The sequence below is a fragment of the Saccharicrinis aurantiacus genome, from assembly GCF_001660705.2.
GTDB classification, from domain to species: Bacteria; Bacteroidota; Bacteroidia; order Bacteroidales; family Marinilabiliaceae; genus Saccharicrinis; species Saccharicrinis aurantiacus.
Genome location: NZ_LYBV02000002.1, coordinates 161,123 through 175,707 on the forward strand (window position 1 = coordinate 161,123; position 14,585 = coordinate 175,707).

Below are 14,585 nucleotides of genomic sequence, written 5' to 3' on the forward strand. Positions count from 1 at the left end.
TTTTATTGTGGAAGAGCAATAACAACAGTTGTGCCAATGTTAACTATTGAGTTAAACTCTATGTTTCCTTTATGCTCTTTTATAATGTTATACGATATTGATAAGCCCAATCCTGTACCAACACCAGGTTCTTTTGTAGTGTAAAAGGGCGTTGTAATTTTGTGCAAATCTTTTTCACTGATTCCGCAACCATTATCTTTTATCGTTATTTCAATATTATTTTTGCATTTTTCCATATAAATATTGATTAAACCATTTTTACTGATTGCTTGTACTGAATTGCAAATTATATTTAAAAACAATTGATGTAACTTTCCAACATTGCCTTTACATATTATAACCTTGCTATAGTTTTTTATAATCTCAGTTTTAGATTTAATATGATACTGAAGTATTGATAAACAATTATCAATAATTTCATTTAAGTTACAATCCTCGTCAAACTTGTCATTTTGTCTACTAAAGTTGCTTAGTCCTTGTACTATGTTTGCAGTTCTATCTATACCTTCTTTTATGCTATCCATAAGTATTTTTATGGTTTCATCATTCTCTAGTTTTTGACCCTTAAAATGATTCTCAAGTCCAAAGTAGGCACCCATAATATAGTTTAGCGGATTATTAATTTCATGTGCAATACCCGCAGTTAAAATACCTAACGATGCCATTTTATCAGCTTCAATTAATTTAGCCTGTGCTTCTTTTAGGTTTTTCATGGTGCATTTAAGTTCAGTGTTTTGTGTGTTTATTATTTCATTTTTTAGTATTAGATTTTGGTTCTTTTTATTTAATGCTGTATTGGTTGCCTGAAGTTTTGTGTTAACAAGCTTTAATTCTTTTTGATAATAAATACGTTCAAGTCTTCGCGATATAATATGAACGACCTTCTTAAGAATAGGAATTCTCTGTTCAAGGTCAGATGAGTTTGTATTAGTTGCAAATAAAAAATATCTATTTTTATGAATCTCAGTTCTAAGAGAAATTAATCCAATACAACTAGAAGAAAACGTATTATATCCATCCTTAATTATAACAGATCCTGAGCCTTCAAAAAAGTGAAATTTAGTACCTGTATCTTCCTCTAATAAGTGCTGGGGAATATTAATATTTACATTAGAGTTCGAAATGTTATGTAGTTGAGAATATCCATCTACATAAATAAATTCGTTATCCTTGTAATCATATAAGGCGGTCACAGGTAGATCTAAAAAAATTGAAATACACTCAAGTGCATCGCTTAAAAGTTGCTCAATTTCTCGAAAGTGACCAATTTCTTCAAATATCTTATTCAATAATAACGATTCCTCAACTTTAATAGAGAGGACTTCATTTTCATGCTCTAGTACCTTTAACTGAGCGCGATGATCTGTTTTATTTTTCTTTAAGTCGGGCATGGTTCATTAAATAAAAGATTTAATATAGCTTGAAATTAACTCAGGTTCATCTTCCTGAATAAAGTGGCCTCCGGTTTTTATGGTAATTAGTTTGCTGGTTTTAATCTGGGTATGTAGCCTGTTACAAATAGCTTTGCTTAGGTATATATCAGCTTTACCTCTTATAATTAATGTTGGGATAGTTAATTCTGATATTTGCTCGTCTATTTCTATTAAGTCTTTAGTATTTAAATTCTTAATAAATTGCAAAACGCTTTTTCTACCATCAATATTTTTTAGGGGTAACGAAAAGAGGGCTAGTAATTCATTACTTAGGTTGTTTTTGTAGTATAATCCTCGTTTTATAACTAAGCTTAACATACCCATATCAAGAACAGATATAATTAACTGTCTGATAATAGGTATACGCATTGAAATAATAGGTTGTACTGGCCAATAGTTATAACCAATTGAATTAATTAATACGAGTTTAGAAAAATATTTAGGATAGTTTACTGCTAGTATTTGCCCAATTCCACCACCAACATCATGGCAGACTAATATGATCTTTTGAAGCTTTAGCTTGCTGCAAAATGTATGAATAATTTGAGCTTGTTTTTTAAGAGAAAGATCTTGATGAAATGCTTTATCAGAGAATCCACAGCCTAATAAGTCAATAGTAATTACATCATTTCTGGCTGCAAATGAAGGAGCAATGTTTCTCCAAATAAAAGAATAAGTAACAATACCATGTATGAACAAAATAGTTTGTCCTTCACCTTGTCTTTTATAGGCAATTTTATTTTCGCCGACATGTAGGTATTGATAATTAATTAAGTCCATCCTATTTAGGTTAGTTTTATTCTAAATAAGTTAGTGAACTTTAGATACTTGTCAAAATTTAATTAGAGTTAAAAGTATTTTCTATTATTCATGAGACGTTATTTGGTTGGTTGTATGCCGTTTAGATAGAGTGTATTATATGCTTTTTGGGAGGTATGTATGTTGGTATTCAGTGGTTTAAGTGAGTGGAGGTAGCGTGCAATTAGCAGTTATATAATCGAGTGACTATTATCTTCTTTTTTAATTATTTTACTGATTATGTTTAAAATAAAAGGTGGAATCTTTATAGGTAAGCGGCTTGTTGCATCTGCAAATACAACAGTTGATTTAGCCATTGAGATAATTTCTTTACTCTCGTTATAAATTTTAAACTCAAACTCAAACCTCACTTTCGGAATTTCCTTAATAGTGGTTTTTATGTTGATTAACTCATCGTAGTGAGCCGGCTTTTTATATTTTATATCAAAAGAGATTACAGGTAGCATCACATTATTCTCTTCTAAATAACTGTCGTGTAAACCTATTTCCCTGAGTAGTTCAGTTCGAGCTTGGTGACAATAACTTACATAGTTGGCATGATATACATAACCCATTTGATCTACCTCGCCATAACGTGGCCGAAGTTGCATTGTGTGTGAAATCATAGTAGTTGTAATAATTGATGAACCCAACCTATAATTTATAAGTTGGGTTAGAGTTTTAAGCTTCGTGATGTTTATGTCCACAGCCTTTGCCATGTTTAGAATGACCGCCTTTGTGCTGACCATGTTTTTCTTTGCAGCATTTCTTTTTTCCTTCGTGCTTATCCGAAGCCAATCGTAAATTCTCAGGATTACATCTTCCTAATCCTTGTCCTGTTTGTGGCCCCATACCTTTAGGGCCTCTTCCGTTACATTGTGGCATAACTATTTAATTTTGTTTATTATTTGAGTAATGGTTTCTTCCGTATTGGGTAATATTATCATTTGTATGTTAGCTTTATCAAGCAGCTCTTTTACCTTAGACCCAAAGTCGCCCGATATTACTTTAGAAGCTTTTAGGTCAATTATTTTATCAACTACAGTATCACCAATGCATGTTGCATTGTTATTACTGGTATTGCTTATAAATTGTGCAGTTCTAGTATCAGTGTTATACACGCAAAAATATTGAGCACGTGCAAAACGTTTGTCAAATACCGCATCTGTATTATCTCCCGTTGAGGTAATTATAATATTCATAGCTTATTTTTTAATGGATTCAATATTAGTGGAGCTGCACAAAGCACAATTTTGGCTATTCGCCGATGGAGGAATGGTAAATCGAGCATGGCAGTCATTACATAAGTGCCAACTTTCATCCATTTCGGCATTTCCATAAACAGTCTTAATTTCTCTAGTTTCCACTAAAGCTTGAGCCATCTTTCTACGGGCACTTTCGTAGATGCGCGCAAAGGTAGCCCTTGAAACATTCATAAGTTCCGAGGCTTCCTTGTGGTTCATCATATCGTAATCAGCCAGTTTTAATGCTTCATATTCTTCATATAGTAACTCTATGGCTGTGGCCGATGAGTTTGATGTTCCGTAAGGTTTAAAACCCCTAAACTTTGGTGGAGCAACTACTTTTCTGAGTCTTCTTTGACGTGGCATTTATTCAACAATCAAAAGTTTAATTGAGAATATTCTCACTACAAACATAATGAGAATATTCTCATTATAAAATATAATTGAATAAATTTTAATAAAAAAGGTGAGTGAATTAAGTTTGATTAGATTGTTTTAAAAGAAAAAAGGCACAAAGAACTGCTAGAGTTTTGTGCCTTTAAAATGATGTATTATCAATTGTTGACTTAAGAGTCAATGTCGAACTTATTGTAAGTTTCAAATTGCCATATTTCAAGTACTTCTTTAATATGCAGTTCGTAGGGTTTGTATAATCTGTTGGTCGAAACCAACTGAAAGTTTTGTTTGGTGTCGAGCTGATTGTAAACCAGTTTAAACACAATACCCTCGTCTTTTGTAACGATTACACAAGGCGTGGCATCCTTAATATTTTCCCAATCCTGAATATACGAACATGTAACCCAAGTTCCTTCAGGAACAGGCAGCATAGAATCTCCTTGTATCTGAAAAGTGCGGTAAGTTTTATCTTTAGGTAAAAATGGAATAGAGAATTTATCTAATGATTCAATATATTCTAAATCGCCAAAGCCGTTGGTATAGCCTGCTTGTGCCTTAATAGGTACTACTTCTATATTCTCGTCACCTTCTTCGTTTACCGATATGGTAAGTAAACGCAATTTTTTACCAGTAATATCAATATCAAAACCTTGTTCAATTTGCGATAACTGAAATTCCGATAGTGCTTTTAGGTTATATCTGAGGATGGCATCAACCGACATGTCGAAATATTCAGCAAATCGAATCAGTACTCTAAAGGGTGGCTGAATATTTTTTTCGTACCCCGCTAAACTGGTTCTAGTTAGCTCTAATTCTTTGGCTAAAGCAGCTTGCGAAAGCTTCTTTCTATTGCGTAGGTACTTAATATTGGTGGGAAAAAACATCGTATTTATTTGTCTAAAATTTTTATGAATCAGTATGTCTTAAAAATCAACATAATGCTGCAAATATACACATGTGCACTGTGTTAAAAAAGTGAATACTCTGTCAAATATAAGAATTATTGCTTAAATTATTGACAGAAAGTTTACGAAATAGTCGACAGTGTTAGATAGGACAATTTTACATTTGGATTTAGATACCTTTTTTGTGTCGTGCGAGAGGTTGTTAGACAGGAAGTTAAATAACAGACCTGTGCTAATTGGGGGGACTGCAGACCGTGGAGTGGTAGCTGCATGCAGTTACGAGGCGCGTACTTATGGGGTTCATTCTGCAATGCCCATGCGAACGGCCAGGATGCTTTGTCCGGATGCTATAATAATTAGAGGCAATAGTGGCGTGTATAGCGAGTTCTCCGAAATGGTTACCGAAATTATACGTGAACGCTCGCCATTGTTCGAAAAATCGTCTATCGATGAATTTTATGTTGATATTACCGGAATGGATCGTTTTGTGCAATCGAGCTATCAATGGTCTCGGGAGTTGCGAGAGAAAATATTGCACGAAACGCATTTGCCTATTTCGTTTGGTTTATCAACTAGTAAAACTGTATCGAAAGTAGGAACAGGGGAAGCCAAACCTAATAATCACATTCTGATTCCGCAGGGAAATGAGAAGCCTTTCTTAGCGCCATTATCCGTTAAAAAGATTCCGATGGTGGGAGATAAAACCTATCATAAGCTACGCAGTTTAGGTATTGAGCGCGTAAAAACTGTACAAGAAATGCCTGTGGAGTTAATGGAGCGTGTGCTGGGTAAAAATGGCAATATGATTTGGAAAAAGGCTCAGGGTATTGATAATACCCCGGTTGTGGCTTGGCACGAGCGCAAGTCGTTATCTACCGAGCGTACCTTTGAGCAAGACACTACAGATACCCATCAACTGCGCAGTATTATTGTGGCCATGGCCGAAAGTTTGGCTTATCAGCTACGCAAAGAAAACAAGCTAACCGCTTGCATCACATTAAAAATAAGATATACCGATTTTCAGACATACACCCGACAAAAGCGAGTGCCTTACACTTCGTTAGATCACACACTAATTGAAACGGTGCTCGATTTGTTTGAGAAGGTTTACGACCGCAGGGTTTTGGTGCGCCTTATTGGAGTCAGGCTCAGCAACCTTGTGGGCGGAACCTATCAGATGCGTTTATTCGAAGATTCAGAGAAAATTATAAAACTTTATCAGGCAATGGATAATGTACGAAACAAATATGGCAAAAACTCACTCAAACGTGCGGTGGGTATGGATACCGTAAACCTTGGCGGGATGAACCCTTTTAAGGGAACGAAAGAGTGAGGGATAGGCTGAAGAGAAAAGACTGAAGGCAGAAGTGTATTTAGCACCACGATATTGCGATACTGCGAGGCACGAAGCAGTCTCAAGGCGAGCCGTTCTATAATGCATTAAGTGAGCCACAAATACATTGAGTTTGGCGAATTATTATTTCTTATTGTATTGATGCAATATGGTTTAAGCGCCTCGGTTTATGGCCTCTTTTTTAAATGGCTTTTGTTTTATATAAAGCTTTAGTAAGACTAGGAAGTTGAGAGCTTTGCTCGAAAATCGCCTGGCCGCACTTAAGCTTTAAATAAATAAGAAAGTTATTTAAAAAGCAGCCTTGATGTTTTTTGCTTCCGTTTTTTATATCAAGATAAAAAATGAAGTCAGGGTTTGGGATGAAATCCCAAGACGATATTGTAATCAGATTAAAAAATAAAGAGTGATAAATAATCATTCATATTACAGTTTTAAATACGGAGCATTGTCCGTAGAGCAAGTTCTGCAAGAGTTAGAGCATGGAGGCTACGCTACGGCCGTACTCACCGATATAAACAACACGGCAGCCAGTCTTGAGTTTGTGCGGCAGGCAGCCGAATTCGATCTCGACCCTGTGGTGGGCGTTGATATCCGCAATGGCGTAACGCAACAATACGTAGCTTTGGCTCAAAATGCTGAAGGTTTTAGAGAGCTGAACGAGTTTGTGAGTGCGCATTTGCATAGTGGCGAGCCATTTGAGACCGAGGCTCCAGAGTTTGGACATGTATATATTATATATCCCTTTCAATCGAAGTTACGCCAACTGCGCGATAACGAGTTTATGGGAGTGAGCCCGCATAATGTAAAATACTTGCACTTTACTGAGTGGAATGATAATCAGAACAAATTGGTGATGTTGCATACGGCCACATTCCGCAATAAACGCGATTATAATATACATCGTTTAATGCGCGCCATTCACAACAATACTTTGTTGAGTAAATTATCGAAGGAGAAGCAAGCTGATGAAAGTGATGCTTATTTGAGTAGGGAAGAGCTGATGCGTATTTATAAATCGTACCCAAAGCTGATTATCAATACACAGCGCATGCTCGATAATTGCAGTTTAGAGTTTGAGTTTAAGAGCAATAAAAACAAGCAGGTTTTCAGTACTTCGGCTGATGCCGATTACGAGTTGCTAAAGCACGAAGCCCATAAAGGACTCCAATATCGCTATGGCGATGTTGTGAGTGATGAGGTATTGGCTCGCCTCGAAAAAGAACTGAAAGTAATTAGAGAGCTGAACTTTTGTGCCTATTTTCTGATTAATTGGGATTTGGTACAATACGCCATCAGTAAAGGATATTACCATGTGGGGCGGGGTAGTGGAGCCAATAGTTTGGTGGCTTACTTATTACAAATAACCAATGTTGATCCGGTTGAGCTCGACTTATATTTTGAGCGTTTTATCAACCCTTATCGTACTTCGCCACCCGATTTTGATATAGATTTTTCGTGGACGGATAGAGATGATATTACCCGCTATTTGTTCGATACTTACGGATGGGATAAAACGGTGCTACTGGGCACCTTTATCACTTTTAATCACAAATCAGCCTTTCGCGAGATAGGTAAGGTATTTGGTTTGCCCGATGAAGAAATTAAGCGCTTACAGAAAAATACAAATCCTAAAGAGGCCGATGAATACGGAAAGTGGGTGATTAAATACAGTCAGTATATCATCGATTTTCCCAGTCACAGCAGCATCCACTCCAGTGGAATTTTAATAGCTGAGGAGCCTATTAGTAGTTACTGTTCTACGCAGCTATTGCCCAAGGGATATCCATCCACTCAGTTTGATATGTATATTGCCGAAGATGTGGGCTTACATAAGTTTGATATTTTGAGTCAGCGAGGTTTGGGTAAAATTAAAGATGCACTTATCCTGATTAAGCAAAATCATGGGGTAGATATAGATATTAATAATACCAAACTTTTTATGGAAGATCCTCGTGTTAAGCAGATGCTTAAAAAAGGACAAGCCATAGGTTGTTTTTATATTGAATCGCCTGCCATGCGAATGTTGCTTACCAAGCTAAAGGCTGAGGATTATAAGCGTTTGGTGGCGGCAAGTTCCATTATCCGGCCGGGAGTTGCACAAAGCGGTATGATGCGCGAGTACATTGAGCGCTTTCAGGATGAGGGTAGGCGATTGCGTGCGCGTAAGGCTTTGCCCGAGCTGTATAACATCCTTACAGAAACCTATGGCGTAATGGTGTACCAAGAGGATGTGATAAAAGTGGCACATTACTTTGCCGATTTAAGTTTAGATGAATCGGATGTGCTGCGCCGTGGCATGTCGTGGAAGTTTAGGCAGCGCAACGAGTTTTGGAAAATCCGCAATAAGTTCTTCGATAATTGTAAGCGAAAAGGTTATGCTCATGCTGTTATTCAGGATATATGGCGACAAATAGAGAGTTTTGCCAATTATGCCTTTGCCAAAGGGCACTCGGCGAGTTATGCAGTAGAAAGTTTTCAGGCCTTGTATTTAAAAGCCTATTATCCGCTCGAATATATGGTGGCTACGCTAAATAATGGTGGTGGTTTCTACTCGCAACAGCTGTATTTGCACGAGGCTATTATGAATGGGGCAGCTGTAGAGGTGCCTTGCGTAAACAGCAGCGAATGGCAAAATACCTTGCATGATAAAACTATTTATCTGGGTTTTTATTTGCTGCGCGACGCAGAACATGCTATTTGTCAGAATTTAATTACAGAACGTAAAGCCAATGGTGCTTATACTAGCTTGCGCGATTTTGTAAATCGTTGCCCTGTTGGTTTAGAAAGTCTGATTAGCTTAATAAGAGTGGGTGCTTTCCGCTTTAGCGGGAAGGGAAAAAAGGAATTGCTGTGGGATGCGCACCTGCTGTTGGGGCATAATAAAAAAACAAAATCAGAACGAACACTCTTTCAAGCGGAAGTACAAGAATTTGAATTACCACAGCTTTGGGCGCATAATTTAGAGGATGCCTTTGACGAGATGGAGTTATTAGGTTTATCAGTGCGTACACCTTTTGAGTTGGTAGAAGGCGAATTTACATCGAGCCTTAGGGCACATCATCTGCCACAGCTTATTGGGAAACATGTGCGTATTGTGGCCTACTTGATTCATTGCAAACCCAATAAAACTAACAAAGGAAAAATGATGTTTTTTGGTACCTGGATTGATTTAGATGGACATTGGGTAGATACCGTTCATTTTCCGCCAGCAGCGCAAACGCATCCTTTCCGAGGGCCAGGTTGTTATACCATTGAGGGACTTGTTGCTGAAGAGTATGGTTTTGTAAGCATTGAAGTTACAGCTATGGAGCGCCTAAAAAGCTACACTTTAGATGGTGATTCTGTGAGGTTAAAGCCAATAGCGAGTTAGTTGTTTAATAGAGTAAGTAGGGTGAAGGCAGAGGCTTGAAGTGAAGGAGTAGGTATTGGATTCACTACTACCTTCAGCCTAATAACTAACAACTAGTACCTAATAACTAACAACTAGTACCTAATAACTAGCATCTAGTGCATACTCCATAAATTCGCCTGCTTGTTTAAATCCCATTTTACTAAAAATACCTTTTGAATCATCCGAAGCTTGTAAATGTATTTGCTCAATACCACGTTCTTTAGCCAACGCGATAGTATGTTTTACTAATGCTGTGGCAATACCTTGATTACGATCTTCTTTCATTACTGAGAGATTATAAATACCTGCACTTTTGGGGTTCTCGGGTTCAATGAAGAGTTCAATAGCCCCACTAGGTACGCTATCGTGCAGATAATTCAAAAGGACTAAATTATCATCGTCAAGAATAGTCTCTGCAAGTGTATTATAATACTTTAATACATTGGTATCAAAAGGTTCCCAATTATTAGCAATAATAAAAGCATGATCGATAATAGCTTGTTTATTATAGGCAGGAACAATATTAGGATTAAGTTCTCCCTCGGTAAGCACATTTACTGGGGCACTCATTCCTTCATTTGTAGCAGAATGCGTGATATTAAGTTCAGAGAAAATCTGTAGAAGTGACTTATTTAGCTTATCTTTTTCAATCCAAATGCACGATTTACGTAATCGATTATCGTAAAAGTTAACAGCTTCTTCAATAGTATCTTTGCTAACAGTAGAGGCATCAGTAATATGAATTACATTATAGGTGTCAACCACCAATCCGCTATCAATATAAGTTAGGCCTTCACGTTCAAAAACTTGTAGGAAAGTCTTTTGTGCCGGAAGATGCTTAATATGTAGGTTAAAGTTTTTATCGATTGCTGTAGTGGGATTCATATAATAAAATGGATTATTTTGTGCTGCAAAAATACAAAATATAGGGTATAAAAAAAGCTGAACATAATGGAGTTCAGCTATAATATCTTAGCAAATATCAATACTGAATAATAACCTTAAGTTAGTAGTACTAATTATTTGAAAAACGGCTAAATACTTTCTTTTTGACAGTCTTTTTATCATTTCCTTCCACATAATAGCCTGTATTTTTGCTGTAATTACCGTAACCGCCATAACCGCTATAGTTACCATAACTATTACTCACCATATCATTTAAAATAAAGCCAACGTTAGGTAAGTTATTCTTAACTTCAAGTTGGTTTACATGGTTAACTTGCTTCTTATGTGATTTACCTTGGCGTAATACCACTAAATTTACATCGGCATATTTTGCACATATTAAGCCATCAGTAACCATTCCTATGGGAGCATTATCAATAACGATAATATCAAACTCTTTTTTAGCCTCCATAAGTAATTGTTCAAACAATTGATTTTCTAGTAACTCAGCTGGGTTAGGAGGTATAGGCCCTGTATTAATAATAGATAAATTTTTGATATCAGTACATTGTACTATATTACTAAGAGAATCAGTACCCAATAAAAAGGTACTAACACCTCTATCAAGGTCTAAGGTAGTAAATATCTTGTCTAGTCTAGGCTTACGCAAATCACAACCTAATAATAATACTTTTTTGTTATTTAAGGCGAAAATATTAGCTATGTTGGCCGAAATAAATGTTTTTCCCTCTTTTGGAAACATAGAGTGGAGCGCAATTACTTTAGGGCCTTCAAACTTATTAAGTTTAAAGTGAAGGTTGGTTCTTAGACTTCTGAATGATTCAGCAAGACTTGAGAGAGGGTGGAGGGCAATTGGTAATTCCTCTTTATATTTGTTTCTCACAATTTCTCCCAATACAGGAAATTTGCTGGCGCGTTCAATATCTTCTGTAGAAGATATACTATCATTGAAATAATCATTTAGTATGATAACTATAAAAGGAATAGCCAAGCCTAAAATGAGGCCTAGGGCTAGAAATATTGATGCATTAGGACCGACGTTAAGGGTTGTTTTTAAGCGAGCAGTATCTAATACTTGTGCATCCGGAACATTAGATGCTGTTGTAATTGAAGCTTCAGCTCTTCTTTGTAGTAAAAACGTGTATAATTCATTATTTAAATCAAAGCTACGTTTAATATTAATCATCTCCTGTTCAGTGCTAGGTAAACTAGCCATGTGCATAGTAATTTCATCCTTTTTATTATCAATGGATTTATAATGATTTTTAGAGGCTGAAAGCTGATTTCTCACATTCTCACGTAACTGAATTAGGGATTGTTGAATTTCAGTATTTAACAAAATGAGACTAGGGTTTTTATCCTGAGCCACGTAACTCAAAGAAGTGCGTTTGGCATAAAGATCCGCAAGGTGTAATACCTGAGAATTTAAACCAGGGTCAGTGATACCAATAATGGAAGGGGCTACTACTTTATCGATCTCGGAAGCATCTTCCATATAGTGCAATAAATTATTAAGATAATCTATTTGCATTCTTACTTCCATAAGTTGTGATTCCAGCTCCTGCAAACGAGTGGCTACCATTGTGCCTTCTATGCTTAAGTTAATTGTTTTGTTTTTGGTTCTAAAAGCTGTAAAATTCTTACCAGCTAACTCAAGTGAGTCTACTATTCCATCTAGTTGGTCATCAATAAATCTAACAGTATTTAAGGTAGTTCTATTCTTTTTTTGCATACCATACTGTATGTAAACTTCTAGTAGTTGGTTTAAATAATCCACTTGTTTTTGAGGTGTATGTCCTATGAGTGATAATTGAATAATTTCTGATTTTTTGTCGAGTAAACTTACGTCAACTAATCTATTGTATACTCTTGCTGTATGTTCTAAATCGTTTAAGGTAAAGTAGTAGTCACCTGGTGTGGTTTTACCTGTTTTATTTATTGTAAAAGAAAAATATTCATTATTAAATGGTTCGCCATATTTACCCTGAGATGCAAAGTTTATTATTTCACCTTTTGCATTTTCATCATCTACATTTATGCCGTAGTTTTCATGATCCAAAGGTTTAATATACACCTTTATACCTGTTGGGTTTTTGTAATCTTTATTAGCAATGACCTCAAGGGGACTATTGTTGTAAAAGCTAGTGTCATTAAATAAACCTTCTTTATACCATGTATTCGTCCAATCAAGCTGTTCTAGTGCCTTTAGGTGTATAGAGTATGAATTTAAGATGCCAATTTGGTTTTGGATATTAGATTTACTATTAGATCCAATTGATATATCTCCGAATATACTAGCATCTCCTAGAGAACCACCCTCACTCTCAAAGAGCACCACAGCATTAGAAAGGTATTCTTTAGGGGTGTTTTTATAAATAAAGTAAGCACTGCATAAGCCTATAAAGCCTGTTATGCAAAACCAATACCAGTGCTTTACCATTTTGCCTATAAAGGCCTTTATATCAAAAGACTCTTCAGTCTCTAATAATTCCATCATTTCTTTCATGTTGTTCTCCATAATTGTTTTACAATGAAAAGGGTGTGTATTTGACTCCGAACTGAGCACCGAAGGTATGATATAACTCACCAAAATCAAAAGTTATAGCGGTAAACAGTTCTATTTTAGGTTTCTCTGAGGGTGTATATTTTATATCTAGGTAGGTATAAACCTGTTTTTTGCTAGTAGCAAAAAAATAGTTGGGTGTGAGTTCCCAGGAATATCTCGATTCATATTTCTCATGATACGCACCCAAATTTTTTGTATGGGTGGCTTTAAGGGTGTAGGTAATTTCTTGTATGAGCTGACCATTAATACCTAGATGAATGCCTCGAACTCTATTGTTGTTGATAAATGCCTGGTGGTCTATATTTGCTTCAGGGGCATATATACTAAACTGATTCGTATTAAGATAAAGAGGATAGCCTATGTTTGTTTCATAATAGGACCAACCATGATAATTGCTGGCATTATCATAATTGTCTCTTCCGCCATATTGATGGCCATTATTAGTTTCTTGCCTTATGTAAGCCCAAACCTCATCTTTTGTCCATCCTGTTTTATTGGGAGCTTGCGGAAAAACAGCATGCATAAAGTCATCGTAGTCATTATTTATGTCCTTATCCCAGATAATGTTTCCTTCGCTAAATTCTTTATATAGCGTGTTTTCAGGATAAATGGGATCCGGTATTCCTTCACCACATTGATAATCTGTTTTAATTAATTCCAAATTAAAGCCTTTGATGAGTCCTTCTGTGTTAAGATTTGCTAGAATACCTAATTTATAGTCTTTATTTCTGCCTTTCCATATATTTAGGCCAGACCCATCGTAAAATGGTTTTTGCATATATAAAAGAAATGAATTTTCATTGATTGTAGTACTTAAGCCAAAATCCCAAAATCCCATGTGTGAGCCCCAGGCATTGGTTTCAGTTCGCCCACCTTTACTACCTCCTTTGGCAAAAAAAGTAGCTGTGTAATTAACGGCTTCTTTGCTACCATCTTGTCTTGTACCACCTATCATAGAGCTGTGTACTATGCCTACAAACGGTTTTACTTTATATTTTCCGAATTGAAGATAAAGCCACTTTTCATGTAACAAAACATTATCAGCTGCCTTGGGATGACCACTTTCTAATCTATTATCATTTAGCCATCCGTGAGATATGGCCCCACGTATTTGAAATAGGCTATTTGTAAAGGGTATATCAACATAATCATAAAACCCAATTGTAATACGAGGTAAGGGACGTGCATTACTATTGTAAAGAAATCCACCTGTTGAAAGTGTATCATTATAAGATACTGGCGAAAAAGCTTCCTTCCCCAATGAAAAGTTCAGAATGCTAAAAGCAGTTCCGCTAATATAGGCTTCATGCAAAAAGCTCTCCTGCCAATCCTCTTTCAATAGTGCTGCAGCACCAATGTTGAGTTCTACTCTTTTTGTTTTGATAATTTGCTGTTTAAGGTAGGTATGCAAAAATAAATGCGATGTTTCAAGTTCAGAAATAAGACCCCATTTATTGGCATGTAGGTAATGCCCCACTAGGTTTTTATTACTATTTGCTAATCCGAAGGTACTTATATAAATATTGGTTTTTTGACAATACACATAAGTTGTTGATAAAGATAGTAATACGTAAAGTAAGGGTTTACGCATA

At 36.1% G+C, this 14,585-nt stretch carries 12 protein-coding genes; 2 read left to right on the top strand and 10 right to left on the bottom strand.

Annotated elements, in window-relative coordinates:
* Positions 1 to 2 precede the first annotated feature (2 nt).
* From A8B35_RS01995 to A8B35_RS02025, 7 genes are all read right to left on the bottom strand, one after another.
* The gene (locus A8B35_RS01995; protein ID WP_068471629.1) at positions 3 to 1,391 is read right to left on the bottom strand and encodes a sensor histidine kinase; all 1,389 of its coding nucleotides are present in this window, start codon (positions 1,389 to 1,391) and stop codon (positions 3 to 5) included.
* A 6-nt stretch (positions 1,392 to 1,397) separates the two neighbouring features.
* Entirely contained in the window at positions 1,398 to 2,213 is an 816-nt protein-coding gene (locus A8B35_RS02000) for an alpha/beta fold hydrolase (RefSeq protein ID WP_068471630.1), read from the bottom strand.
* A 209-nt stretch (positions 2,214 to 2,422) separates the two neighbouring features.
* Positions 2,423 to 2,857, bottom strand: coding sequence for an acyl-CoA thioesterase (locus A8B35_RS02005; protein WP_068471631.1), 435 nt, complete (start codon positions 2,855 to 2,857; stop codon positions 2,423 to 2,425).
* A gap of 55 nt (positions 2,858 to 2,912) precedes the next feature.
* Positions 2,913 to 3,116, bottom strand: coding sequence for a DUF5320 domain-containing protein (locus A8B35_RS02010; RefSeq protein ID WP_068471632.1), 204 nt, complete (start codon positions 3,114 to 3,116; stop codon positions 2,913 to 2,915).
* Between the two features lie 2 nt (positions 3,117 to 3,118).
* A complete protein-coding gene (locus tag A8B35_RS02015; protein WP_068471633.1) occupies positions 3,119 to 3,433 on the bottom strand; it encodes a NifB/NifX family molybdenum-iron cluster-binding protein in 315 nt (104 codons plus the stop codon).
* A gap of 3 nt (positions 3,434 to 3,436) precedes the next feature.
* Complete coding sequence (locus A8B35_RS02020; RefSeq protein ID WP_068471634.1) at positions 3,437 to 3,841, bottom strand: DUF134 domain-containing protein; 405 nt, start codon at positions 3,839 to 3,841, stop codon at positions 3,437 to 3,439.
* 200 nt (positions 3,842 to 4,041) lie between these two features.
* Complete coding sequence (locus A8B35_RS02025; RefSeq protein WP_068471635.1) at positions 4,042 to 4,755, bottom strand: XRE family transcriptional regulator; 714 nt, start codon at positions 4,753 to 4,755, stop codon at positions 4,042 to 4,044.
* 160 nt (positions 4,756 to 4,915) lie between these two features.
* On the opposite strand from A8B35_RS02025, the gene dinB reads away from it, so the two are divergent.
* A complete protein-coding gene (dinB, locus tag A8B35_RS02030) occupies positions 4,916 to 6,109 on the top strand; it encodes a DNA polymerase IV (RefSeq protein WP_068471636.1) in 1,194 nt (397 codons plus the stop codon).
* 424 nt (positions 6,110 to 6,533) lie between these two features.
* Entirely contained in the window at positions 6,534 to 9,500 is a 2,967-nt protein-coding gene (locus tag A8B35_RS02040; protein WP_068471638.1) for a DNA polymerase III subunit alpha, read from the top strand.
* A 120-nt stretch (positions 9,501 to 9,620) separates the two neighbouring features.
* On the opposite strand, the gene A8B35_RS02045 is transcribed toward A8B35_RS02040, so the two are convergent.
* The 3 genes from A8B35_RS02045 to A8B35_RS02055 all read right to left on the bottom strand — a co-directional run bounded on the left by A8B35_RS02045 (position 9,621) and on the right by A8B35_RS02055 (position 14,584).
* Positions 9,621 to 10,406 carry a GNAT family N-acetyltransferase gene (locus A8B35_RS02045; protein WP_068471639.1) on the bottom strand — a complete coding sequence of 262 codons (786 nt, stop codon included), beginning with the start codon at positions 10,404 to 10,406 and terminating at the stop codon, positions 9,621 to 9,623.
* A 130-nt stretch (positions 10,407 to 10,536) separates the two neighbouring features.
* A complete protein-coding gene (locus A8B35_RS02050; RefSeq protein WP_075601821.1) occupies positions 10,537 to 12,945 on the bottom strand; it encodes a GumC family protein in 2,409 nt (802 codons plus the stop codon).
* 7 nt (positions 12,946 to 12,952) lie between these two features.
* Positions 12,953 to 14,584, bottom strand: coding sequence for a hypothetical protein (locus A8B35_RS02055; RefSeq protein WP_068471641.1), 1,632 nt, complete (start codon positions 14,582 to 14,584; stop codon positions 12,953 to 12,955).
* Position 14,585: the final 1 nt, after the last annotated feature.

Bases quoted from the DNA above. Each gene is read 5' to 3' on its own strand.
- A8B35_RS01995 (WP_068471629.1), bottom strand. From the start codon at position 1,391: ATGCCCGACTTAAAGAAAAATAAAACAGATCATCGCGCTCAGTTAAAG.
- A8B35_RS02000 (WP_068471630.1), bottom strand. From the start codon at position 2,213: ATGGACTTAATTAATTATCAATACCTACATGTCGGCGAAAATAAAATT.
- A8B35_RS02005 (WP_068471631.1), bottom strand. From the start codon at position 2,857: ATGATTTCACACACAATGCAACTTCGGCCACGTTATGGCGAGGTAGAT.
- A8B35_RS02010 (WP_068471632.1), bottom strand. From the start codon at position 3,116: ATGCCACAATGTAACGGAAGAGGCCCTAAAGGTATGGGGCCACAAACA.
- A8B35_RS02015 (WP_068471633.1), bottom strand. From the start codon at position 3,433: ATGAATATTATAATTACCTCAACGGGAGATAATACAGATGCGGTATTT.
- A8B35_RS02020 (WP_068471634.1), bottom strand. From the start codon at position 3,841: ATGCCACGTCAAAGAAGACTCAGAAAAGTAGTTGCTCCACCAAAGTTT.
- A8B35_RS02025 (WP_068471635.1), bottom strand. From the start codon at position 4,755: ATGTTTTTTCCCACCAATATTAAGTACCTACGCAATAGAAAGAAGCTT.
- A8B35_RS02045 (WP_068471639.1), bottom strand. From the start codon at position 10,406: ATGAATCCCACTACAGCAATCGATAAAAACTTTAACCTACATATTAAG.
- A8B35_RS02050 (WP_075601821.1), bottom strand. From the start codon at position 12,945: ATGGAGAACAACATGAAAGAAATGATGGAATTATTAGAGACTGAAGAG.
- A8B35_RS02055 (WP_068471641.1), bottom strand. From the start codon at position 14,584: ATGCGTAAACCCTTACTTTACGTATTACTATCTTTATCAACAACTTAT.